This is a genomic window from Hymenobacter rubripertinctus (genome assembly GCF_003583925.1).
Taxonomy (GTDB): Bacteria; Bacteroidota; Bacteroidia; order Cytophagales; family Hymenobacteraceae; genus Hymenobacter; species Hymenobacter rubripertinctus.
In genome coordinates, this window is the sequence record NZ_QYCN01000029.1 from 69,544 (window position 1) to 90,944 (window position 21,401).

Annotated in this window: 20 protein-coding genes; 10 read left to right on the top strand and 10 right to left on the bottom strand. The window is 65.4% G+C overall.

The genetic code is table 11. The features are described 5' to 3' along the window. Positions 1 to 144: 144 nt before the first annotated feature. The 3 genes from D0T11_RS16515 to D0T11_RS16525 all read left to right on the top strand — a co-directional run bounded on the left by D0T11_RS16515 (position 145) and on the right by D0T11_RS16525 (position 2,121). Positions 145 to 963, top strand: a complete 819-nt coding sequence (locus D0T11_RS16515; protein WP_245990960.1) for a heavy metal translocating P-type ATPase metal-binding domain-containing protein — start codon at positions 145 to 147, stop codon at positions 961 to 963. Between the two features lie 283 nt (positions 964 to 1,246). Beyond that, positions 1,247 to 1,621 (top strand): universal stress protein, encoded by a 375-nt coding sequence (locus tag D0T11_RS16520; RefSeq protein WP_119656906.1) that lies wholly within the window; start codon positions 1,247 to 1,249, stop codon positions 1,619 to 1,621. 251 nt (positions 1,622 to 1,872) lie between these two features. Then, positions 1,873 to 2,121: a DUF2892 domain-containing protein gene (locus D0T11_RS16525; protein ID WP_182888457.1), complete on the top strand. Its 249-nt coding sequence runs from the start codon at positions 1,873 to 1,875 to the stop codon at positions 2,119 to 2,121. A gap of 213 nt (positions 2,122 to 2,334) precedes the next feature. On the opposite strand, the gene D0T11_RS16530 is transcribed toward D0T11_RS16525, so the two are convergent. From D0T11_RS16530 to D0T11_RS16575, 10 genes are all read right to left on the bottom strand, one after another. Next, entirely contained in the window at positions 2,335 to 2,868 is a 534-nt protein-coding gene (locus tag D0T11_RS16530; RefSeq protein ID WP_119656907.1) for a DsrE family protein, read from the bottom strand. A gap of 19 nt (positions 2,869 to 2,887) precedes the next feature. Further along, complete coding sequence (locus D0T11_RS16535; protein WP_119656908.1) at positions 2,888 to 4,342, bottom strand: OprD family outer membrane porin; 1,455 nt, start codon at positions 4,340 to 4,342, stop codon at positions 2,888 to 2,890. Positions 4,343 to 4,351: 9 nt separating this feature from the next. After that, on the bottom strand, positions 4,352 to 5,398 hold the full coding sequence (locus D0T11_RS16540) for a c-type cytochrome (protein ID WP_119656909.1): 1,047 nt from the start codon (positions 5,396 to 5,398) through the stop codon (positions 4,352 to 4,354). A gap of 161 nt (positions 5,399 to 5,559) precedes the next feature. Further along, a complete protein-coding gene (locus tag D0T11_RS16545; RefSeq protein ID WP_119656910.1) occupies positions 5,560 to 5,970 on the bottom strand; it encodes a DUF6691 family protein in 411 nt (136 codons plus the stop codon). Positions 5,971 to 5,996: 26 nt separating this feature from the next. Next, positions 5,997 to 6,626, bottom strand: coding sequence for a class I SAM-dependent methyltransferase (locus D0T11_RS16550; protein ID WP_119656911.1), 630 nt, complete (start codon positions 6,624 to 6,626; stop codon positions 5,997 to 5,999). A 9-nt stretch (positions 6,627 to 6,635) separates the two neighbouring features. Beyond that, positions 6,636 to 7,196 (bottom strand): YeeE/YedE family protein, encoded by a 561-nt coding sequence (locus D0T11_RS16555; protein WP_119656912.1) that lies wholly within the window; start codon positions 7,194 to 7,196, stop codon positions 6,636 to 6,638. A 71-nt stretch (positions 7,197 to 7,267) separates the two neighbouring features. After that, positions 7,268 to 7,609, bottom strand: a complete 342-nt coding sequence (locus D0T11_RS16560) for a rhodanese-like domain-containing protein (protein ID WP_220473741.1) — start codon at positions 7,607 to 7,609, stop codon at positions 7,268 to 7,270. 110 nt (positions 7,610 to 7,719) lie between these two features. Beyond that, on the bottom strand, positions 7,720 to 9,075 hold the full coding sequence (locus D0T11_RS16565; protein ID WP_119656914.1) for an MBL fold metallo-hydrolase: 1,356 nt from the start codon (positions 9,073 to 9,075) through the stop codon (positions 7,720 to 7,722). 34 nt (positions 9,076 to 9,109) lie between these two features. Then, on the bottom strand, positions 9,110 to 9,928 hold the full coding sequence (locus tag D0T11_RS16570) for a sulfite exporter TauE/SafE family protein (RefSeq protein WP_182888458.1): 819 nt from the start codon (positions 9,926 to 9,928) through the stop codon (positions 9,110 to 9,112). A gap of 92 nt (positions 9,929 to 10,020) precedes the next feature. Further along, a complete protein-coding gene (locus D0T11_RS16575) occupies positions 10,021 to 10,311 on the bottom strand; it encodes an ArsR/SmtB family transcription factor (RefSeq protein ID WP_245990951.1) in 291 nt (96 codons plus the stop codon). Between the two features lie 345 nt (positions 10,312 to 10,656). Between D0T11_RS16575 and D0T11_RS16580 the strand changes: the two genes are divergently transcribed. From D0T11_RS16580 to D0T11_RS16610, 7 genes are all read left to right on the top strand, one after another. Next, positions 10,657 to 12,249, top strand: a complete 1,593-nt coding sequence (locus tag D0T11_RS16580; protein WP_182888459.1) for a bifunctional metallophosphatase/5'-nucleotidase — start codon at positions 10,657 to 10,659, stop codon at positions 12,247 to 12,249. Positions 12,250 to 12,670: 421 nt separating this feature from the next. Continuing rightward, positions 12,671 to 13,042 carry a hypothetical protein gene (locus D0T11_RS16585; protein ID WP_147374696.1) on the top strand — a complete coding sequence of 124 codons (372 nt, stop codon included), beginning with the start codon at positions 12,671 to 12,673 and terminating at the stop codon, positions 13,040 to 13,042. Positions 13,043 to 13,293: 251 nt separating this feature from the next. After that, entirely contained in the window at positions 13,294 to 14,718 is a 1,425-nt protein-coding gene (locus D0T11_RS16590) for a TolC family protein (RefSeq protein ID WP_182888460.1), read from the top strand. Positions 14,719 to 14,722: 4 nt separating this feature from the next. After that, positions 14,723 to 17,875 carry an efflux RND transporter permease subunit gene (locus D0T11_RS16595; RefSeq protein ID WP_119656918.1) on the top strand — a complete coding sequence of 1,051 codons (3,153 nt, stop codon included), beginning with the start codon at positions 14,723 to 14,725 and terminating at the stop codon, positions 17,873 to 17,875. A 31-nt stretch (positions 17,876 to 17,906) separates the two neighbouring features. After that, positions 17,907 to 19,076, top strand: a complete 1,170-nt coding sequence (locus D0T11_RS16600; protein ID WP_119656919.1) for an efflux RND transporter periplasmic adaptor subunit — start codon at positions 17,907 to 17,909, stop codon at positions 19,074 to 19,076. Positions 19,077 to 19,128: 52 nt separating this feature from the next. After that, on the top strand, positions 19,129 to 19,731 hold the full coding sequence (locus D0T11_RS16605) for a TlpA family protein disulfide reductase (RefSeq protein WP_119656920.1): 603 nt from the start codon (positions 19,129 to 19,131) through the stop codon (positions 19,729 to 19,731). A 206-nt stretch (positions 19,732 to 19,937) separates the two neighbouring features. Further along, a complete protein-coding gene (locus tag D0T11_RS16610) occupies positions 19,938 to 21,374 on the top strand; it encodes a bifunctional metallophosphatase/5'-nucleotidase (protein ID WP_245990954.1) in 1,437 nt (478 codons plus the stop codon). Positions 21,375 to 21,401: the final 27 nt, after the last annotated feature.

A 21,401-nucleotide genomic window follows, 5' to 3' on the forward strand; every position in this document is an offset into this window, starting at 1 on the left:
TCGGATGCGCCCGCGGGTGGGGGGAGCTTTGCCAGTGTTGCCTTTACCTGAAATTATGCCTGCCGTTCTTAAAGAAGCTACCGCCACTGCCGTGGCCTGCGCCCACTGCGGCGACGCCTGCCCGCGCCGCTGGCCCTGGCCGGGCTGCCCTTCTGCTGCGCCGGCTGCCGGACGGTGTACGAGCTGCTGGCGGCCAACAACCTGTGCCCCTACTACCGCCTCGACGAGCGCCCCGGTCTCAAAATCAAGGAGGTGGAGCTGCCCGGCCGCTTCGACTACCTCGCCTCGGAAACCGTGCAGGCCCAGCTGCTGAGCTTCCGCTCGGAGCAGCGCGCCCGCCTGACCGTGCGCGTGCCCCAGATGCACTGCATGTCCTGCATCTGGCTGCTGGAGCACCTGCCCCGGCTCCATCCCGGCCTCGTGGAGGCGCGGGTGCAGTTCCTGCGCCAGGAGGTGACCATTACGTACCTCACTGCCCAAACCACCCTCAAAGACGTGGTGGCCCTGCTGGCCTCGGTGGGCTACGAGCCCCAGATTACGCTGGCCGAGCTGGGCGCCCACCCCCACCGCGCCAGCCGCATGCTCTATTACCAGCTCGGGCTGGCGGCCTTCGCCTTCGGCAACGTGATGCTGCTGGCCCTGCCGGACTACTTCTCGTTTGTCGAAGATTTGCAGACTGGGTTCGGGGCCTTTTTTGGGTGGCTGAGCCTGGCGCTGGCCCTGCCAGTGCTGCTCTACAGTGCCCGCAACTTCTGCCGCTCGGCCTGGCAGGGGCTGCGCCAGGGCCATATCAACCTCGATTTTTCGATTAGCCTGGGGCTGCTGGCCTTGTTTGGAGTGAGTGCCTGGGAGGCCCTGGCGGGGCGCGGCCCTGGCGGGGCGCGGCCCCGGCTACTTCGACTCGTTTACCGGCCTGGTGTTTTTGCTGCTTATTGGCCGCTGGGTGCAGCAGCGCACCTATGATGCGCTGCGCTGCGACCGCGCATGAGCAGCATCGCCCTGAACCTGCCCGTGCCGGTGGTAGCCGAGGTAGGGCACGGCCGCGTTGCGTCCGCCGTTGCCGATGCTGTTGCGCGGCATCATCCGGCGCTGGTAGTATTGGGCCGGCCCAACTACGAAGACATTCCCGATGACTTAATCCAGACGACGGCCCTCGAATTATTGCGCCTCATTGCCTACCCGTTGCTGATCGTGCCACACACCATGAGTGGTCTCCAGCCCCTTCGCCGGGTACTGTTTGCCGTTGATGGGGAGCCGTTCAGCCTGGGCGACCACGCGGGAGCCGTGCGCCAGCTGCGTTACGGTCATCGACGCCGAAGTTACGGTGCTCTACGTGGCGCCCGATGCAGTGGAAGTAGAAGCCGAGGAGGCCACCAACCAGGCCCTGGACACCGTGTTGCGCACGGGCCTGACCATCGACCTGCCCCGGGTGAAAGTGCGCACCCTGGCCGATGCAAGTCCGGCCCGCAGAATTCTGGAAGCCGCCCGGAGCGCCGATTTTGACCTGGTCGTCGTGGTTGCGCGGCCCCGCAGCTTCTTCGGTAATCTGTTCCACCGCAGCGTTACGGCGGAAGTACTGCGCCGCAGCACCATCCCGGTGCTGGTGCTCCCCGCCGCGTAAGGAAATAGGGCAGCGTTGGCTTGCCGTAAGGGGTTTTCGCGTTTTCGGGCGGATAAGCGAAAGAGTCAGCCAACTGCTTGCAGCACCACTCAGTTACAAAGGCACTTCGCTCAATGACTGCGTTTAGGACGTTTCCTGCCTGACCTGCTGCCGGCGTTGCTGTTTCTTGCTGCTGAAAAATCCACTTATCTTCACTTCCAGCCAGTGCCCCCGAGGCCTGGAATTTTAATCACGCTTAGTTCTTCTTTCCTATGGATAACCTACTTCGTTTGATTGCCTCGCCCGGAGGCCGGGCGGCCCGCGTGGCTATCGGTACGGGCCTGATTGGCACGGGGCTGGCGCTGGGCCGCAAGGGCCGGGCGCTGGCAGTGCTGGGGCTGCTGCCCCTCTCCATGGGCGCTTTCGACTGGTGCCTGTTGGCGCCGCTCGCAGGCCTGCCCTTCGATGGGGCCCGATTGCGCGACACGCTGGCCCCCCGCCCGGCGGATGAGAAGCGCTAGTACGAGCCACCTCGGATTAGTTGCAGTAGCCTGAACCGATAACGCCCTGCCGCCGCTCCTGCTTTCAGCAGGAGCGGCGGCAGGGCGTTATCGGTTTTACGGATTTGAAGCCTGTGCGTCTTGCATGCCGGGACGGTTGGGCGTTATGCCTTGCCGGGCATCATCTCGTTGCGGGCCAGTACGGGGCAACGCAATCCTGACCGGTCCCACCGCCTACGGATGCACCAATACCCAGCCTTCGGTCTGGCGGATAATCAGCTCGCCGTTGCCGGTGGGTACGTAGGAGATGTAGGGCAGCATGTCGTCTTTAGTGAGTTTGTGGGCCTTCATGGAGTTTTCGCACTGGGCCAGAATGACGCCCGCCTGCTGCAAAGCCAGCACGTCGGCCTCGTAGGGCTGGTTCTTTTTGAACACCACCGTGCCGCCGCTGAACACGACCAGCTCCAGCTCCAGCTTGCCCTTCAGACGCGGGTCGTCCAGGGCATTCTGCATGTTGCGCAGGGTCTGGCCGATGAGCTTGGGGTCGTTGCTGTCGAGCTGGTACACGGCCCGGTAATGCTTTTTGGTGGCCGTTGCGCCCTGAAAGGTGGCGGCTTTGGCGGCGGCGGCCGCGTTGGGTGGCGTGAGGGCCACTGCGGGGGCTGGCGGGGTGGCCGGAGGTGTGGCTTCCGGCGTGGTTTGGGCCTGGGCGGTGCCGAGGGTGGCCAGCAGGGCAGCGGCGGCGAGTAGGCGGGACAGGGAGTTCATCGGCTGGCGGGGAAAGGCGTTAGAAATCATAGTTTACTATCAGGTTCAGCTGGTGCATATTCACCTTGTTTACCACGTAGCGGGCCTCGCCGTAGGTGTCGGCCAGGGAGGCTTTATAAAGGTAGAGCAGCTGACCCCGCAACCCCTTGGCCCAGCCGCGAAACGGGTAGCTGAGCCAAGCGTTGAGTTGGCTGTACGAAGGCATGCCATACTTGTTGAGGCGGAAGTTCTTCACATCGGGCAGGTAGTAGTGGCCGTAACCGACTTCCGCCTTCAGGCCCGGCACGGCCGGCACCGTGTAGCTGGCCAGCAGCGCAGCCGCGTCGAGGCCGCCGAAACCCTCCGTCCGCTCGCGGGGCAGGAAGGTGTAGAACGGCTCGCGGCCCCACTCGCGCGGAAACAGAAAGCGCCCCGTGCGGGTGATGCGGGTGTAGTTGACGCTCAGGCTCCAGGGGCCTTGTTGGTAGCCCAGGCGGCCGCTCAGCGCGTGGGCCTGGCGGCCGGGGGCGCTGTAGGCCAGGCGCGGGTCGGCGTTGCCGCCGTGGCCCACCGTGCGCTGGTAGTGGTACTGCGCGCCCAGTGTGAGCTGGCCCGCGCCCACGGCCCGACCGGTGGTCAGCTCCGTAAACAGGCTGTTGAAAAGGTTGTCGGCGTAGTAGTTCCAGGCCTGCACCTGGGTGCGGGTGCCCAGCTGCCGGCTGACGCCCAGCACGCCCAGGCCCCGGCTACTTTGGTGGCCGGCGTAGGCGGCGCGCCGGCCGGTGTCGTCCACGCCGGTCGGGTACAGGCCGATGGAATTGGCCACCGACGCCCACTCCGAAGTAGAGCGCACGGCGATGAGCGTGAGCCAGCCCGCCGTGATGCGGGTGCGGGCCAGCTCGTTCATTTCCAGCCACAGGCCCTGCGCGTAGTTGGGGCTCAGGCGGCCATCCTGCGGGTTGAGCAGGGGCGTCACGAGCAGCTGCCGGCCAAACGTAGCCACCGACTTCCGCCAGCGGTAGCGCCCGAACAGTTCCTCGGGCCGGCCCGTGAGCTGGCGGCGGGCGGGGTCACTAACATCAAACAGGCCCACTTCGTAGCGGCTCACCGCCCCGGTAGCCGCGTCGGGCGTGGCCAGGTCGTTGGAGGCCAGGTTCACCCAGAAAAAGCCGCCGGCTCCCACCGAAAAGCCGTGCAGCGGGGCCGTTTCGAACCGCGCCCCGGCCCCCAGGCCGTTGGCGTAGTAGTCGGGCAGGTCGCCCTGGTTACGGGTGGCCATGAGGTAGTTGCGCACCCGGCCGTGCCACTGCCCCCGCCCGAAAGCTTCGGCCAGCGTGCGGGCCGGCAGCGAATCGGCCCTGGCCGGGGCGGGGTAGGGCGGCAGTGCCGACCGGCCAGTGGTGGGCAGCGTGGGGGCGGGCTCGGCCTGCTGCGCCCGCGTGGCGAGGGGAGCCAGCAGCAGGGCCACCACAGCGGAACGCAGGAGAAAATTCATCAGCGGGAGTTAGTTGCTTTTGCCGGGGTGGGCATCCTCAATGGGCTGCCATGGCCCGTATTTGTGCTGCTGCACCGAAAACGCGTCGGCGTAGGGCCCAAACGGGTGGTCCACCGGCTTCTTGCTGATGTCGGGCCAGTCGTGGGTGGAAGCCGGATGCGGGCGGGGCTGCGAGTTGACGAAAGCCGCCACGTCCCAGGCCTGCTTGTTGGTGAGCTGCGGGTGGTCGAAGGTGGCGCCGTAGGGCATGGCCGCCTTCACGTATCTGGCAAAGTTGGTGACCCGGAACAGGCCCGCGCCGTCGTTGTAGCTGTGCGGCCCCCACAGGGGCGGGTACTGGTAGCCCCGGCCGTCGGCCAGCGGCTGGCCCTGGCCTTCGGGCCCGTGGCAGCTCTGGCACTTGCCGGCATACACGGCCTTGCCAATAACGGGGTCGGTGGCGCGGTCGAGGTAGGCCAGCTTCACGAAGCCCGTACCGTACACCTTCTTTCCCTTAGGAATGCCCTGGCCCACCCATTTAATGTAGGCCACCATGGCGCGCATCTCGCGGCTGCTGTCGGCCAGGGGCTGGCCGTTGAGGCTGCGCTCCAGACAGTCGTTCACGCGCTTCTCGATGCCCTCCACCTGGCCCGAGCGGGCCCGCAGCTTGGGGTAGGTGGCGGCCACGGCCAGGTAGTTGTTGGCAAAACCCTGCGTGCCGGCCTGCAGGTGGCAGTTCTGGCAGTTCATGCCGTTGGTCAGGTGCGCTACCGAGCCGGCAGGCCCCAGATACTGCGCCGTGTTAGCAATCAGGTCGCGGCCGTAGCGAATCTGGCGGCCGGCGGCCGTGCGCGGAATCAGGGCCGTGTCGGGGGCCGGGGTGGCGGGCCGGCGGTAGCTGCCGGGCGGCGGCGGGCCGTCAGTGGCCTCGTTGGCCACCACTTCGGGCGCGGCCGGGGCCGGGCCGTAGAGCTGCGTGAGCACCACGGCTACCACCAGCACCACCGCCGCTGTCAGCAGCATCAGCAGGCGCGCCAATTGAGGCAGCTGGCGCACCCGTTCTTCCGTGGGTTTCATTGGGAGAAAGGTTGAATGTGGTCGTTCTGGCGTCGCGCCTCACCCCCTGACCCCCTCTCCGAAAAGGAGATAGGGCACCGGTTTTGCCCCAGCCGATAGTCGTGAGGCTCCCCCTCTCCTTTTCGGAGAGGGGGCCGGGGGGTGAGGCGAACCGCCAGGTATTAATAAGGCAGCTTCTCGCGCAGGGCGCTATACGTCCAGGTGCCGGCCAAGGCGGCCAGAATCATCACGGCGGCCGCGCCTACGCCGCTGCCCAGCTGGGCAAACAGGGGGCCTGGGCAGGCCCCGGTGATGGCCCAGCCCAAGCCGAAAATGAAGCCGCCAATCCAGATGCCGTGGTTGAATTTCTTGTCGGAGAGCTTGATTTCCTCGCCGCTGATGGATTTCAGACGGTTGCGCTTGATGAGCTGAATCGAAATCATGCCTACCACAATGGCAGAGCCGATAACGCCGTACATGTGGAAGGCCTGGAAGCGGAACATCTCCTGAATCCGGAACCAGCTGATGACTTCGCTTTTGGTGAGGATGATGCCGAACAAGGTGCCCAGCACTAGGTATTTGAAGTATTTCATGAGAAGGAAATGAGGTCGGAATGAGGTTAAACCGAAGGGTTTGGATGGGCGGGGCGCTGGGCCAGCAGGCGTACTACCTGGGCCGGGCCGGCGTGAAAAGTGCCTTCGCGCAGCACCACGGTGGCTTCCTGATTTTCGAGCAGCGCCAGGCTGGCAAAATCAGTGGCTAGCTGGGCCGGCTCGTAGAGGAGTTCTGCCTCGCGGGGGCCGCCCGAGGCAAGGCCAAGCTGCCGGGGATTAAAGGCCTCCAGAATAAGGTGGCCGCCGGGAGCCAGACTGGCCGCCGCGGCCGCGTGCACCGCCTGCCGGTCGTCGGGGGGCAGGTGGGCGTAAATCAGCCCGATGGCATCGTAGTAGCCGGGCCGCTGCCAGGCCAGGTCGGTCAGGTCGGCTACCTGGTAATCGACGCGCACGCCCTGGGTGGCCGCCAGGCGCTGGGTTTTGGCCCGGCCTTCGTCGCTGAAATCCACGGCCGTAACCTGCCAGCCCTGGCGGGCGGCGTACACGGCGTTGCGGCCCTCACCCTCGGCCAGCAGCAGTAGGCGGCCGGGCGGCAGCGCGGCAAGCTGCCGGCGGAAATAGGCGTTGGGCTCGGTGCCGTAGGCGTAGGTTTCGGACTCGTAGCGGGCATCCCAGAAATCAGCGGCGTGCGTCATAGTCGGCAGTTAAAACAGCATGGGATAAATCACCCAGGTCATCAGCAGGCCACCGGCGAAGAAGCCGATAACAGCCACCAGCGACACCCACTGCAAATTGGAAAGGCCCGAAATGGCGTGGCCCGAAGTGCAGCCCCCGGCGTAGCGCGTGCCGAAACCCACCAGAAAGCCGCCAAACACCATGAAAAACCAGCCCTTCCAGTTGGCCAGGTTATCAAGCGAAAACAGCTCGCGCGGCAGCAGACCCGAGAAATCGGTGAGGTGCAGCTCGGTTTTGAGGTCCTGAATGGTTTCGGGCGAGATGCCTACCATGTCGGGGTAGCCCATGAGCCGGTAGCCTATAAAGCCCCCCAGCGCCACGCCCAGTACAAATACCAGGTTCCAGATTTCGGCCCGCCAGTTGTAGGTCAGGAACGGGATGCCGGCCGGCACGCAAGCCGCGCACACGTGGCGCAGCGAGGAGCTGATGCCCAGCGCCTTATTGCCGATGAGCAGCAGGGCTGGCACCGTCAGGCCAATCAGGGGCCCGGCCACGTACCAGGGCCAGGGCTTTTGAAGAAGTTCAAGCATGATAATCAGTTAAAAAGGAGTGTCCGGCCCGGCTCAGAGCCAGACACTCGGAAAAGGAGATTTGAGGCCGGCTACTTGGTCGTGAGCGGCTCAGGCCAGTCGAGCACCCCGCCCAGCAGGTTGCTCACGTTGGCGAAACCGGTTTTGGTGAGCTGCCCGGCCGCGCTGGCCGAGCGGGCTCCGCTGCGGCAGTACACGTAAGTGGGCGCGTCTTTGTCGAGGGCGGCCATGCGCTGGGCAAAGTCGGGCGCGGTGACTTCGATGTTCACGGCGCCGGGCAAATGGCCCTGGGCAAACTCCTCGGGGCGGCGCACATCCACGAGCACCGCGCCAGGCTGGCGCAGGCCCTCGGAAAATTTCGCGGGGGTGAGATTATGAAAAGCCGGAGCAGAAGATTTCAGGAAGTCAAACATGGCGTGGGATTTTGAAAGAGTTAATGGAGGAAAGCTGCCTGTCATGCTGCGCACCCTGGCTCAATCCGCCACATGCTCAGCATGACGGGCTACTTATAGTAAAGGCAGAATTAGTGAGCCGCCTCAGCCTTTTGGAAAGACTTCACAGCCTCGCTCAAATCCAATACTTTGGTATCGGGCAGGGCGGGGGCCACAATGCTGCTGCCAGCCGCCGAGCGGTAACCGCCAGCGCAATGCACCACCACGGGCTTGCCGGCCGGAATCTCGCCCACCCGCTCGCGCAGCTCGGGCAGCGGCACGTTGATGGCGTTGGCGAACAGCGGCTCCGATTTCACCTCCGAGGCATTGCGGATATCCACGATGGTGTAGTTCTCGGGGTGCTGGCGGAAGGCCTCCACATCCATTTCGGGCATGGTTTCCTTGGTGGAAGGCGTGCCTACTAGTGCGCCCTTAATCAGGGGCTCATAGCCAATCTTGGCCGTTTTCTGAATCAAATTGGTCAGCGTGGCCTCGTCGGCGGCCAGCAGGTAGAACGATTCCTCCGGGCCTACAATGGAGCCCAGCCAGGTTTCGAACTTGCCGCCCTGCTGGATGTTGATGGCGCCGGCCACGTGGCCTTTTTTGAACTCGCCTTCGGGGCGCGTATCCACTACCACCACACCGGCTTCCAGCTTGGCGTCGGCAGCCAGGCGGGGCGCTTTGGCGATGCTGGGGGCGAAGGCGGGCGCGCCGGCCTTGTTCAGGTCCACGTCGTAGCCGAAGTACTTGGGAATGAACGGCTGGTCAGCCAGCAGCTCCTTCACAAAGTCCTCTTCCGACTGCGGGCGCAGGGCGTAGTTGCCGGCCTTTTCGGCCCCGATGGTGCTGCTGTTGGCCGAGTTGGTGGCCTTGCTGCAGAGCGAGCCCGCGCCGTGGGCGGGGTACACCAGCACGTCGTCGGCCAGGGGCATGAGCTTCTCGCGGGTGCTGTGGTACATCTGGCGGGCCAGCTCCTCGCGCTTGGCGGTCATGTTGCCGGCTTTTTCGCGCAGGTCGGGCCGGCCTACGTCGCCGATGAGCAGCGTGTCGCCCGTGAACACGGCCACGTCTTTGCCCTCGTGGCTGAGCACGGTGCTCACCGAGTCGGGCGAGTGACCGGGCGTGTTCAGGGCCCGGAACGTGAGCTTGCCCACCGTGAACGACTGGCCCTCGTCAAACGCTTCGTGGTCGTATTCGGCCCCCAGCAGCTTGCTGACGCGGATAACGGCGCCGGTTTTCTGCGCAATTTCCAGGTGCGACGACACGAAGTCGGCGTGGGGGTGGGTTTCGAGCACGCACACGATTTTGGCGTCGTGCTGCTTGGCAAAATCATAATATTGCTGCGGGTCGCGGGCGGGGTCTACCAGCACAATTTCGCGGGCGCACTCGCTGAGGACTGCGTAGGAATAATGCGCGAGGCCTTTGTCTTCAAACTGTTCGATTTTCATGTCGTTAGGCATAAAGAGTGGGAAAGAAAGCAGGTTAGGATTGGTGAAACAGGAGTTCTTTGACGAGAATAAATGTGCCCATGGCCAGCGTGAACCAGCCGAAAGCGGGCTTCAGCTTGGCGCCCGGAATGAAGCGGGCCAGGTAGGTGCCCAGCACGATGCCGCCGAGGGCGAAGGACAAGAAACCCAGGATGAAGGGCCACGCAATGGGGGTGCCCGCGCTGAGGTCGCCGGTGAAGCCGATGAGCGAGTTCAGGGCGATAATTGCCAGCGAGGTGCCCACGGCCAGCTTCATGGGCAGGCGCGCGCCCAGCACCAGGGCCGGAATGATGAGGAATCCTCCCCCCGCGCCCACGAAGCCTGTGAGCGCGCCCACCACCAGGCCAATGCCCAGAATGAGCGGGTAGTTGAAGGCGTGCTTCTGGTGCAGCTCGCCATCCAGAACTTCTTCGGCCTGCTTGCTGCGAATCATGGAAACGGCCGCGCCGACCATCAGGACGGCGAAGGCCACCAGTACCAGCAGGTCTTTGGTAAACAGGATGCCGCCCACCGTAAACAGCTCGTGCGGGATGGCCGGCATGAGCACCTTGCGCACCAGAAATACCGAGGCCAGCGAGGGAATCAGAAAGACTACCGCCGTTTTTAGCGACACCAGGCCCTTGCGGAAGTAGCCCACCGCGCCCAGTACCGACGTGCTGCCCACCACAAACAGCGAGTAGGCCGTACTCAGCACCGGGCTCACGCCCATCAGGTACACCAGCACGGGGACAGTGAGAATGGAGCCCCCACCGCCCATGATGCCGAGCGAAAGGCCAATGAAAATGGCGGCGAAGTAACCGATGTAGTGCAACATATTGGAAAGCGTAAACGAAAAAGGAAGTAGAAGCGGTAACGTATGAATCTATGAAAGGTTGTTCATGTGTAGTGCCAAAAAAAAGCCGGCCCCTACAAAAAGGTGCAGCCGGCCAGGCACTGAATCACATCAATAACCTCGCGCATCTTCAGTGAGTAGTAAATGTTTTTGCCCTCGCGGGTGCTGCTCAGAATGCCCTTCAGCTTCATGCCCGAAAGGTGGTGCGACAGCAGGCTCTGCTCCACATTCAGCTTCTCGCTGATGTCCGTCACCGACAGGCTTTCCTGCGCCGCCAGCAACTGCACGATGGCAATGCGGGTAGGGTGGGCGGTAACCTTCAGAATGAAAGCCACTTTTTCCATTTTCTCAATGGAAAGACCCATGTCAACAGTAAGAGTGGAGGTAGCAGGTAGCATTACGGGAGCAAATATATGAACAACTTATCATACATACAGCCGTAAGCCCCCATAAGTTCACGAGGTTCTATTATTTCTCCGGTGGTCAACTATTTCCCGTCTGTCATCCTGAGCTTGCGAAGGACTTTCTCACGATTGCACCCGCTAAACAACCCGAGGTATGCGGACTGGCGAAGGTCCTTCGCAAGCTCAGGATGACAGACAGAGAAACGTATGAATCTTCAGACGCCTTACCACCCCGCTCTTCCAACCCACATGAAAACCGCTTCCATCCTTTCAAAAAGCAGACGGCCGGGCTTCTCCGCCACTTTCATGCTGGGCGCATCGCTGCTGCTGGCGGCCTGCAACTCCGCCCCAAAACAGGAGGAAAAAGCCGCCGCTGCCGCACCTGGCACCGTCAGCGGCACCTTCACCATCCTGCACACCAACGACATCCATGGCCGGCACCGGCCCTTTACCGTGGCGCCCGGCAACGCCACCTCCCAGACCGGCGACGCGGGCCGGTCGGCCAGCTCGTTTGCGCACGCAGGCACCGTGGGGGGCTTTGCCCACCTGGCCACCGCTGTGGCGCAGGTGCGGCAGCAGCGCGGGCCGGCCAACGTGCTGCTGCTCGACGGCGGCGACACCTTTGGCGACGACTTTGTAGCCAACCAGACCAAAGGCGCCGCCAACATTCGCCTGATGAACGCGCTGGGCTACCAGTTCATGGCCCTGGGCAACCACGATTTCGACTACGGCAGCGCCCGCACCCGCGAGCTGCAGCAGCTGGCCCGCTTCCCCATGCGCGGGGCCAACGTAACCGACAAGGCCACCGGCGAGCCCTTCCTCGGCGACCCCACCCAGGTGTTTACCGTGGGCGGGGTGCGCGTGGGCATCCTGGCCCTAACCTACCACAACACGGGCCTCACCGGCAACCCCAAAAACACCGCCGAGCTCACCTTCAGCAGTGGCCTGGAAGCTGCCCGCCGCTACCTGCCGGGTCTGCGCGCCCGCGCCGATGTGGTGGTGGTGCTCTCGCACCAGGGCACGAAGGTGGATGAGCTGCTGGCCCGCGAGGTGCCGGGCATCGACCTGATTGTGGGCGCCCACTCGCACGACCTGATTACGCCGCCCCGGCAGGTAGCCGGCGTGTGGGTGGTGCAGGCCCTGTCCGATGCCGCCGTGCTCGGCCAGCTCACCGTGCAGGTGCAAAACGGCCGCCTGACCAACGTGGAGGGCATCGCGCCCACGCTCTGGACCGACCAGTACCCCGCCGACCCGGCCGTGGCCGCCCTCGTCGATTCGCTGCGCGCGCCCTACCGGGCGCAGCTGGAAGAAGTGCTGGCCACCGCCACTGGCCGCATCGGCCGGCAGTACAAGTCGGCCAGCCCTTTCGACCAGCTGGCCGGCGAGTTGCTGCGCGAAGCCACGAAGGCCGAAGTCACCTTTTTGCCCGGCGTGGGCTACGGCGTGTCGCTCGAAACCGGCCCCATCACCCGCGAAGCCCTCTACACCCTGCTGCCGCACCCCTCCAAGCTGGTGACGATGACGCTGACCGGCGCGCAGCTGCTGGCCCTGCTGGAGCAAAGCGCCACCAACCTCAACCCCGGCGACGACCTCAAGCGGGTAGGGGGCCTCATCCAAAGCAGCGGCCTGGCCTGGACCGCCGACCTCGGCCGCCCAACCGGGCAACGCGTGAGCGGTGTGCAGGTAAACGGCCAGCCCCTGGCCGCCACCCGCGCCTACCGCGTGGTGACGCACAACGGCATGCTCAGCGGCATCCACCGCTACACCACTTTCGCCCAGGGCCAGCAGATTGAGAAGCTGGAGAAGGGCGTGACAGAGGTGGTAGAAGCCGGCCTGCGCCGCCGTGGTAAAGTAGCGCCGCCGGTGCTGGCGCGGGTGGAGATTGTGGCTGCCAAGTAGCGGATTTATTGGGGGGATAAGCACCGCACCGGGCGTGGCGGCATGAACTTTGTTTGCCCCGGTAGCCGTTGGGTATGGCAATAAGGCTGTTTTAGGGGAGTTGAGGTGAACTGGTGCAAACGGCGCGAACGGTCGCCTCACCCCCCGGCCCCCTCTCCGAAAAGGAGAGGGGGAGCCATACGATTATTGGCCGAGGCAAGACCGGTGTCCCCTCTCCTTTTCGGAGAGGGGGTCAGGGGGTGAGGCGTACGCCAGAACAAGACGCCTGTTAAGCAATCAAAATGCATCAATGACAGCCTAACTATTCCCCAAAATTCCCGGAAAAACCCTGCACCCAAACCCCCTTTTTAGCCCCCTTTAGCCCACCTGTTGGTCGCCACCAAAAAAAAATGGCGCAACTTTGCACCGTTCGTACTGCTCTATGCCGCGTTTCCTGTCCCATTTGCTGTTGCTGATTTATGCGGGGGTTTTCCTGCATTGCCAGCCCCTGCCCGGGCCGGCCGCCAGCGTAGCGAGTACTTCGGACTCGCCGCAGGAGCAGTCCGGCACCGGCCTCTGCAAAAAGAAGCTGCAAACGGTGCAGGCCGACCCTGCGACCGTGAAAGCGCTGGCGGCCAAGCAGCATCCGCTACCGCTGGACCTGTGCCTCGGCGGCGACTTTGCGGCGCTGTATTTCGGCCTGCTTTTCCCGGCCGACCAGCCCACCATCACCCCCGCCCGCGGCCCCGATGCCGGCCCCGCGCAGGTATTTGCCAACCACCCCAACAAGGCTCCGCCCGTCCGTTTTTCTTAGGAAAAGCGCGGAGGAGCCGGGTGCCATACCCGGCTGACTGCCCCGTTTGACGGGTGCGGTAGCCGGTTTTTTTTATGCCCTGACCGGCCCGGGCGCGGCACCAGCCGCGCCACCTGCTCCTTCGGTTTCGTGCCGAAAGGCAACCCCGTATTTTCCTGAGAATCCCCAGCAAATCTGCCCCTAACTGGCCGAGCCGCACCACCATGCGCGCGTTTCCGGCCCGGATTTCTGTCACGACTTCTTCGGACTCCATGCTTTTTTCTTGCCTAGCCGCCCGTTGGCGGCAACCTCTGGCGACGTGGCACCTAACCGGCGCACTGCTGCTGCTGGCCATGGCCGGCCAGGCCCAACCGGCTCCCGCGCCATCCGCTGTTGCCCAACCCATCTCCCTCACCCAGGCGCTGGAACTGGCCCGCCGAAATGCCCCCCACCTGCAAGCCAAAGCCTATCAGGTGCAGGCCGCCGAGGCCGACATCACCCAGGCCCGCACCCAGCGCCTGCCCTCGGTGCGGCTGAGCGGCCAGGTTAGCTACGGCTCGACCAATGCCGTGGCGGGCACCATTCTGCCCATCGGCACCGTCATTCCCAGCAACGGCACGCTGGCCGGGGTCAACTCCTACAACGCCGTGTTTGGCAGCATGGGCACGGCCCTGGCCGAGTGGAGCCCCGTCACGTTTGGCCAGTACCCGGCCCAGCTGGCCCGCGCCGAGGCGGCCCGCGGCTATGCCCAGGCCGATGCCGACAACGAGTGGTTCACCCAGCAGCTGCGCGTGGCCCAGACCTACCTCGACCTGCTGGCTACCCAAAGCCTGCGCCGGGTGCGCGAGCAGGACGTGCGCCGCGTGGGCACGCTCGAAAAGACCATCACCCGGCTGGCCCTCAACGGCCTGCGGCCCGGCGTCGACAGCACCCTGGCCCGCGCCGCCGAGGCCCAGGCGCGGCTGGCCCTCATCGCGGCCCGCGAGCAGGAAGCCGACCGGCAGGCCCGCCTTTCCACGCTGCTCGGGCAACCCGGCCGCCGCTGGCAGCCCGACACGGTGTACAACGCCCGCCTGCCGCTTGCGCTGGCCCTGCCGCCGGCCACCCACCCCACGCTGGGCCTGCAGCAGCGGGCCGTGGAGTTGGGCCAGGCCCGCGAAACCAGCATCCGGCGCAGCTACCGGCCCCGGCTCTCGCTGCTGGGCGCCACCTGGGGGCGCGGCTCGGGCATCGGCTACAATGGCCAGACCGATTACGGCCTGGGCGGGGCCGCGCCCACCCGCTTCAACTACGCGCTGGGCGTGGGCCTCGTGTTTGACGTGCTGGACTGGCCGCGCCTGCGGGCCCAGGCCCGGGCCGAAAACCTGCGCACCCAGGGCCTGCAGGCCGAATACCGCCAGCAGCAGCTGGAGCTGAGCAACCAGGCCACCCTGGCCGAACAGCGCCTGGCCCTGGCCGCCGACCGCGCCCGCCAGGCCCCGGTGCAGCTCGCGGCTTCCCGCCAGGCCTACCGCCAGAAGCTGGCCCTTTATGATGCCGGCCTGGCTACGGTGGTCGATGTGACGCAGGCCCTCTACGCCCTGCAGCAGGCCGAGCAGGACCAGGTGCTGACGGCCAACGCGGCCTGGCAGGCGGTGCTGCTGCAAACGGCCGCCGCCGGCGACTTCTCCTTCTTTTTCACGCACCTCACTCCCTAGCCGCATGTACGAACTCATCCGCTCGGCCCTGCAGCGGCCTATTACCGTGGTGGTGGCCATGCTGGCCATCCTCTTTTTCGCCTTTGCCGCCGTGCGCAGCATTGCCGTCGATATTTTCCCGGCCATGGACGTGCCGGCCATCTACGTGGCCGAGCCCTACGGCGGCCTCTCGCCCGAGCAGCTCGACGGCTTCATGGCCAACCAGTTCCAGAACAACTTCCTGTTCGTGTCGGGCGTCAAGAAGATTGAAACCAAGAGCATTCAGGGCCTCACGCTCATCAAGCTCTCCTTTTACCCCGGCACCGACATGGCCCAGGCCGCCGCCGAGGTGGCCACCCAGGTGTCGCGGGCCACGGCCTTTATGCCGGTGGGCACGCTGCCCCCGCAGGTGGTGCGCTTCGATGCCAGCTCGCTGCCGGTGGGCCAGCTCGTGCTCGAAAGCGAGCAAAGCTCGCTCACCCAGCTCCAGGATTTGGCCGCCAGCCGCATCCGGCCCATGTTCACCACCATTCCGGGCGTTACCTCCACGGCCCCGTTCGGCGGCAACATCCGCACCATTGTGGTGCGGGCCGACCCCGGCAAGCTGCGCAGCTACCAGCTCACGCCCGACGACGTGGTGAAGGCCATTGTGAGCAGCAACCAGCCCTCGGCGGCCGGCAACGTGAAGATGGGCGACATGGCCTACATGGCCCCGGTAAACTCGCTGATTGAGAACCCCGCCGACTTCCTCGACGTGCCCCTGAAAACCGGCGCCGGCCCCGGCGTGTACCTGCGCGACGTGGCCACGGTGGAGGACGCGGCCGACGTAACCACGGGCTACGCCGTCATCAACGGCAAGCGCGCCATCTACATGCCCGTCATCAAAAAGGCCAATGCCTCGACCCTGAAAGTGGTGCAGGACGTGAAGGACAAGCTGCCCACCCTGCGCGCCCTGCTGCCCGAAGACGTGAAGCTGAGCTACGCCTTCGACCAGTCGGTGTACGTGGCCAACTCGCTCAAAAGCCTGGTGACGGAGGGCATTCTCGGGGCCGTGCTCACGGGCCTGATGGTGCTGCTGTTTCTGCGCGACTGGCGCAGCGTGCTCATCGTCATCACCACCATTCCGCTCTCGGTGCTCTCGGCCGTTATCCTGCTGAACCTGTTCGGTCAGACGCTCAACATCATGACCCTGAGCGGGCTGGCCCTGGCCATCGGCGTGCTGGTGGACGAGGCCACGGTGACCATCGAAAACATCCACCAGCACCTGGAAACGGGCAAGAACAAGGCCCAGGCCATTTGGGACGCGGCCCGCGAAATTGCCCTGCCCAAGCTCCTGATTCTGCTCTGCATCCTGGCCGTGTTCGCGCCGGCTTTGGTGATGGAAGGCGTGCCGCGGGCCATGTTCCTGCCCTTGTCGCTGGCCGTGGGTTTTGCCATGGTGGCCTCGTTTCTGCTCTCGCAAACGCTGGTGCCGGTGATGGCCAACTGGCTGATGAAAGACCACGCCGCCGACGGCTCGCACGCCGAAAAGGCCCCGGACACCGGTTTCTTTGCCCGTTTCCGGGCCGGCTACCAGCGCCTGCTCGTGCGCACCCAGGGCCGGCAGCGGGGCCTGGTGCTGGGCTACCTCACGCTGAGCGTGGTGGTGGTGGCGGCGGGCTTCGCCCTTATCGGCACCGATATTTTCCCGCAGGCCAACAGCGGCCAGTTCCAGCTGCGCCTGCGCGAAAAAGTGGGCACCCGCCTCGAAAAAACCGAGAAAACGGTGGCCGCTGTGCAGGCCATCATCAACAAAGAAGTGGGGCCGGCCAACGTGGAAATCTCGTCCACGTTCGTGGGCACCCAGCCGGCCAGCTTCGCCGTCAATTCGGTGTTTGTGTTCACCACCGGCCCCCACGAGGCCATTATGCAGGTGGCCCTGCGCGAAGGCGTGCACGTGAAGCTGCCCGCCCTCAAGGAGCGGCTGCGGCGCGAGATTCTGCGCCAGTACCCCGGTTTACAGCTTTCGTTTGAGCCCATCGAGCTGGTAGAAAAGGTGATGAGCGACGGCGCGCCCACGCCCATTCAGGTGAACGTGGGGGGCAAAAACCTGCTCGAAGCCGCCGGCCACGCCCGCAAGGTGCTGGCGCAGCTGCAGCAGATTCCGTACCTGCGCGACGTGCAGATTGCCCAGCCCCTGCAGTACCCGGCCCTGCGCATCGACGTGGACCGGGAGCGGGCCGCCCAGTTCGGGCTCACCAGCCAGGAAATCACCCAGTCGGTGGTGGCCGCCACGTCGTCGTCGCGCTTCACCAGTAAAAACCTGTGGCTCGACCCCAAATCGGGGCTGGGCTACCAGGTGCAGGTGCAGCTGCCCGAAGACCAGCTCACGCAGCTACAGGACTTGGAGGCGCTGCCGGTGAAAGCCGGGCAGGCGCGCCCGACCATCGGCGAAGTGGCCACCATTTCGGCCCGCATGATGCCCGGCCAGATTGACCGCCAGGGACCTTACCGGCTGGTGAGCATCACGGCCAACGTGCACGAGCAGGACCTGGGCACCTCCGCGCAGGCCGTGCGCCAGTCGCTTAAACAGGCCGGCGAGCCCCCGCGCGGGGTGGTAGTGAACCTGGTGGGCCAGCCCCAGCTGCTGGCCGAAACCATGAGCAGCCTGCAAACCGGCCTGGGCATGGCCATTGTGGTGATTTTTCTGCTGCTGGCCGCCAACTTCCAGAGCTTCCGCCTCTCGCTGGTGGTGCTGTCGGTGGTGCCGGCCGTGGTGGGCGGCTCGCTGCTACTGCTGCTGGCCACCGGGGCCACGCTCAACCTGCAGTCCTATATGGGTATGATTATGAGCGTGGGCGTGTCGGTGGCCAATGCCATCCTGCTCATTACCAGCGCCGAACACCTGCGCCACGAGCACCGCGACGCCCTGCAAGCCGCCCGCCGGGCGGCCGATACCCGCATCCGCCCCATCCTCATGACCAGCATTGCCATGATTGCCGGCATGCTGCCCATGGCCTCGGGCCTGGGCGAGGGCGGCGACCAGATTGCCCCGCTGGGCCAGGCCGTTATCGGCGGGCTCATTGCCTCCACGCTGGCCTCGCTGCTGGTGCTGCCCCACGTGTTCGGCTGGGCCATGGGCCGGGTTGGTTTCGCGTCGGTATCGCTGCTGCCCAAGCGCACCCGGCAGGCGGCTTAACTCCTATTAGTTTCTCTCTTTTGAACTTCTTATGACTGATTATCTGAACCTTACTACTGGACTGCGCCAGCGCGTGGCCCCGCTGCTGGCCGGCCTGGCCCTGGCCGGCTGCACTTCCGCCACCGATGATTCGGGCGCGGCCGAAGCGGCCGCCAAGCCGGCGGCCCCGGTGGTGGCGCCCGTCGCCACGTTCACGCTCGGGGCCGCGCCGGCCGTGCGCCGCCTGCGCCTGTCCGGCGAGCTCAAGCCCTTCGAGCAGGTCGATATTTTCCCCCGGGTGGGCGCTTTCGTCAAGCAGGTGCTCGTTGACCGGGGCACCCGCGTAGCCAAAGGCCAGACCCTGGCCCTGCTCGAAGCGCCCGAGCTGGCCGCCCAGCTGGCCCGGGCCACCTCGCGCTGGCAGGCCGCCCAGGCCAAGCTCTCGGGCACCAAAGCCAGCTACGAGCGCCTGCTGCGCACCAGCCAGGAGCCCGGCACCATCTCGCCCAACGACCTGGAGCGCGCCCGCGCCGACATGCAGGGCGACCAGGCCAACGTGCAGGCCGCCCGCTCCGAGCTGCAGGCCAGCCGCGAGCTGAGCAACTACCTGGTGGTGCGGGCTCCGTTTGCCGGCGTCATTACGGCCCGCAACGTGTCGGCCGGGGCGCTGGTGGGGCCGGGCGGGGGCCAGCCGGCCAGCCCGCTTTTCTCGCTCGAAAACAACCGCACCCTGCGCCTGGAAGTGGCCGTGCCCGAAGCGGCGGCCGGCCAGTGGCTGCAGCCCGGCGCTGCGGTGCCGTTCACGGTGCCCGCCTTCCCCGGCCAGACTTTTACTGGCACCTACCGCCGCCACGCCGACCGCCTGAGCCAGAGTGTGCGCTCCGAGCTGGTGGAAATGGACGTGCCCAACGCCGCCGGCCAGCTCAAGGCCGGCATGTACGCCCAGGTGCTGGTGGCCCTGCCCACCGCCGCCAGTGGCCGGGCCGTGCCCGTTTCGGCCGTGTTCGCGCGCCCCGACCAGCCCCAGCAGAGCCAGGTAATCCGGGTGCAGGATGGCCGGGCGCAGTGGGTGCCGGTGCGCCGCGGGCCGCTGCTCAGCCGCGACTCGGTGGAAATCTCCGGCGCGCTCACGCCCGGCGACGTGCTGGTGCGCGAGGCCTCCGGGCAGCTGGCCGATGGCCAGCCCGTAACCGTCGCCAAGCCCAAACCCGCTGGTGCGTAACAAATGAAACTTTGTTCATATTAACTTTGTCGTCTCTTTAAATCCCTCAACTATGAATCGCAAAACCCTCATCTCCTGGCTCCCGCTGGCCCTGTTCGCTCTCGTTATGTTCTCGCCCCTGCGGCCCATCGTGCTCGGTGGCCTGCAGCGCGGCCTGCTGGCCACCGGCCTCATGAAGGCCGACGTGCCCGTGGCGCCCGCTACCGCCACACCGGTGGCGCTTACCAATGGTAGCGCCTACCCCCATAACCTGCCGCTTACTACGCTCGACGGCAAAGCCGTGAACCTGAGCGAGCTGAAAGGCAAAGTGGTGTTTGTGAACCTGTGGGCCAGCTGGTGCCCGCCCTGCGTGGCCGAAATGCCGGGCATTTACGCCCTCTATAACAAGGTAGACCACTCGAAAGTGGCCTTCGTGATGCTCTCGCTTGATGAGGACCCGGCCAAGGCCCGCAAATTTGTGCAGAAACGCGGCTACACCTTCCCCGTGTACCTGCGCACGGCCGAGCTGCCCGCCCCGTTCAACTCCAGCGCCATCCCTTCCACCGTTATCCTCGGCCCCGACGGGCAGGTAGCGGCCCGCCACGATGGTATGGCCGAGTACGACACGCCCGAGTTCCTGGCCGCGCTGAACAACCTGGCCAAGTCGGCCCGGTAACGCGGCGGGGAGACCATCGAGGTGGTGCAGCAACGTGCCCGGCCTGCAAGGTTGGGCACCTGCCGCAGCTTGGGCAAGCTCGCGATTCTTCGTTTTTGGAAGCCCCCGCCCCTACCCCGTTCCCACCGAGCGGCCGACCTCTGTTGGCCGCTTGCTTAAGCTGGCAGCTGGCTGACACCTCATTATTCGACTTTTTCCTTCCTTCTATGCCCACCACGCTCACCCTGTTCCAGCTCAACGATGTGCACGGCTACCTCAACCTGCACCAGGAAGCCTTTTTCGGCCCCACCGGCCTTGAGTACCGCCGTTGCGGCGGCTATGCCCGCATTGCCACGCGCCTGCGCGAGCTGCGGGCGCAGCACCCCAACCACCTGCTTTTCGATGGCGGCGACACCTTCCACGGCACCCGGCCAGTGGTAGCCACCGAGGGCGGCATCCTGCCCCCCATCCTCAACGAGCTGGGCATTGCGGCCATGACGGCGCATTGGGAGTTTGCCCACGGTCCGGCCCGGCTCCGGGAACTGGTAAGCCAACTCAACTACCCACTGCTGGCCGCCAACATCTACCACGAGGATAGCGGGGAGCTGGCCTACGCCCCCACGCTGCTGCTGGAAACGGCAGGGCTGCGCGTGGGCATCATCGGGCTGGCCTGCCCTATCGTCGACAAGACGATGCCGGCCCACTTCAGCACCGGCCTGCGCTTCACCAACGGCGTAGCCGAGCTACCGGGCCACGTGCAACGCCTGCGCAACGAGGAGCGCGCCGACGTGATTATCCTGCTCTCACACTGCGGCTTTCCGCAGGATGTAGCCCTGCTCGAAGACTGCCCCGGCATTGACGTGTGCCTGAGCAGCCATACCCATAACCGGCTCTATAAGCCTTTCGAGGCGGGCGGGGCGCTGGTAATCCAGTCCGGCTCCCACGGCTCGTTTCTGGGCCAGCTCACCCTCACGGTGGAAGCTGGCCGCGTGGTTTCGCACACCCACGAGCTGCATGAAATTAGCGAAAGCATAGCCCCCGACGCCGCTTTGCAAACCCGCATCGACGCGGCGCTGGAGCCCTTTGCCGCCCTCAATGAAACAGTAGGCACCACCGACACCGGCCTGCACCGGCTTACGTCGGTGGAGTGCCCGGCCGATGATTTCCTGCTGGCCAGCCTGCAAGCCCTGGTGCCGGCCGACCTGTATTTCTCCAACGGCTGGCGCTACGGCGCGCCCATCGCGCCCGGTCCGGTACTGCTCAACGACCTCTACGACCTGGTGCCCATGGACCCCGAAATTCAGACCGCGGAGCTCACGGGGGCCGAGCTGCACGAGATGCTCGAAAAGAACCTCGAAGGCACCTACAGCCAGAACCCGCTGCACCAGATGGGCGGCTACGTGAAGCGCACCCTAGGCCTGAAAGCGTACTTCAAAGCCGAAAACCCCAAAGGCAGCCGCCTGCAGGCCGTGTTCGTGCAGGGCAAGGCACTGGACCCGGCCCGCACCTATTCAGCGGCCTTCATCACCTCGCAGGGCGTGCCGCCCAAGTTTGGCCGCAACCGCCAAAAAACCGGGCAGCACATTGTGGCCGCCATGCGTACCTACCTGGCGCAACACCGCCCGCTGGTAGTGCAGCCGCACGACACGTTTATCGTCGTCTGAGGGACGCGCCGGGCGGCCTCGGGCGGA

What these genes read in the sequence shown, in the direction of transcription:
- D0T11_RS16540 (WP_119656909.1), bottom strand. Translation starts at nt 5,398, where the DNA reads ATGAAACCCACGGAAGAACGGGTGCGCCAGCTGCCTCAATTGGCGCGC.
- D0T11_RS16585 (WP_147374696.1), top strand. Translation starts at nt 12,671, where the DNA reads ATGCCGCGTTTCCTGTCCCATTTGCTGTTGCTGATTTATGCGGGGGTT.
- D0T11_RS16525 (WP_182888457.1), top strand. Translation starts at nt 1,873, where the DNA reads ATGGATAACCTACTTCGTTTGATTGCCTCGCCCGGAGGCCGGGCGGCC.
- D0T11_RS16550 (WP_119656911.1), bottom strand. Translation starts at nt 6,626, where the DNA reads ATGACGCACGCCGCTGATTTCTGGGATGCCCGCTACGAGTCCGAAACC.
- D0T11_RS16535 (WP_119656908.1), bottom strand. Translation starts at nt 4,342, where the DNA reads ATGAATTTTCTCCTGCGTTCCGCTGTGGTGGCCCTGCTGCTGGCTCCC.
- D0T11_RS16590 (WP_182888460.1), top strand. Translation starts at nt 13,294, where the DNA reads ATGCTTTTTTCTTGCCTAGCCGCCCGTTGGCGGCAACCTCTGGCGACG.
- D0T11_RS16530 (WP_119656907.1), bottom strand. Translation starts at nt 2,868, where the DNA reads ATGAACTCCCTGTCCCGCCTACTCGCCGCCGCTGCCCTGCTGGCCACC.
- D0T11_RS16610 (WP_245990954.1), top strand. Translation starts at nt 19,938, where the DNA reads ATGCCCACCACGCTCACCCTGTTCCAGCTCAACGATGTGCACGGCTAC.
- D0T11_RS16560 (WP_220473741.1), bottom strand. Translation starts at nt 7,609, where the DNA reads ATGTTTGACTTCCTGAAATCTTCTGCTCCGGCTTTTCATAATCTCACC.
- D0T11_RS16575 (WP_245990951.1), bottom strand. Translation starts at nt 10,311, where the DNA reads ATGGGTCTTTCCATTGAGAAAATGGAAAAAGTGGCTTTCATTCTGAAG.
- D0T11_RS16520 (WP_119656906.1), top strand. Translation starts at nt 1,247, where the DNA reads ATGGGGAGCCGTTCAGCCTGGGCGACCACGCGGGAGCCGTGCGCCAGC.
- D0T11_RS16565 (WP_119656914.1), bottom strand. Translation starts at nt 9,075, where the DNA reads ATGAAAATCGAACAGTTTGAAGACAAAGGCCTCGCGCATTATTCCTAC.
- D0T11_RS16570 (WP_182888458.1), bottom strand. Translation starts at nt 9,928, where the DNA reads ATGTTGCACTACATCGGTTACTTCGCCGCCATTTTCATTGGCCTTTCG.
- D0T11_RS16600 (WP_119656919.1), top strand. Translation starts at nt 17,907, where the DNA reads ATGACTGATTATCTGAACCTTACTACTGGACTGCGCCAGCGCGTGGCC.
- D0T11_RS16580 (WP_182888459.1), top strand. Translation starts at nt 10,657, where the DNA reads ATGCTGGGCGCATCGCTGCTGCTGGCGGCCTGCAACTCCGCCCCAAAA.
- D0T11_RS16605 (WP_119656920.1), top strand. Translation starts at nt 19,129, where the DNA reads ATGAATCGCAAAACCCTCATCTCCTGGCTCCCGCTGGCCCTGTTCGCT.
- D0T11_RS16595 (WP_119656918.1), top strand. Translation starts at nt 14,723, where the DNA reads ATGTACGAACTCATCCGCTCGGCCCTGCAGCGGCCTATTACCGTGGTG.
- D0T11_RS16545 (WP_119656910.1), bottom strand. Translation starts at nt 5,970, where the DNA reads ATGAAATACTTCAAATACCTAGTGCTGGGCACCTTGTTCGGCATCATC.
- D0T11_RS16555 (WP_119656912.1), bottom strand. Translation starts at nt 7,196, where the DNA reads ATGCTTGAACTTCTTCAAAAGCCCTGGCCCTGGTACGTGGCCGGGCCC.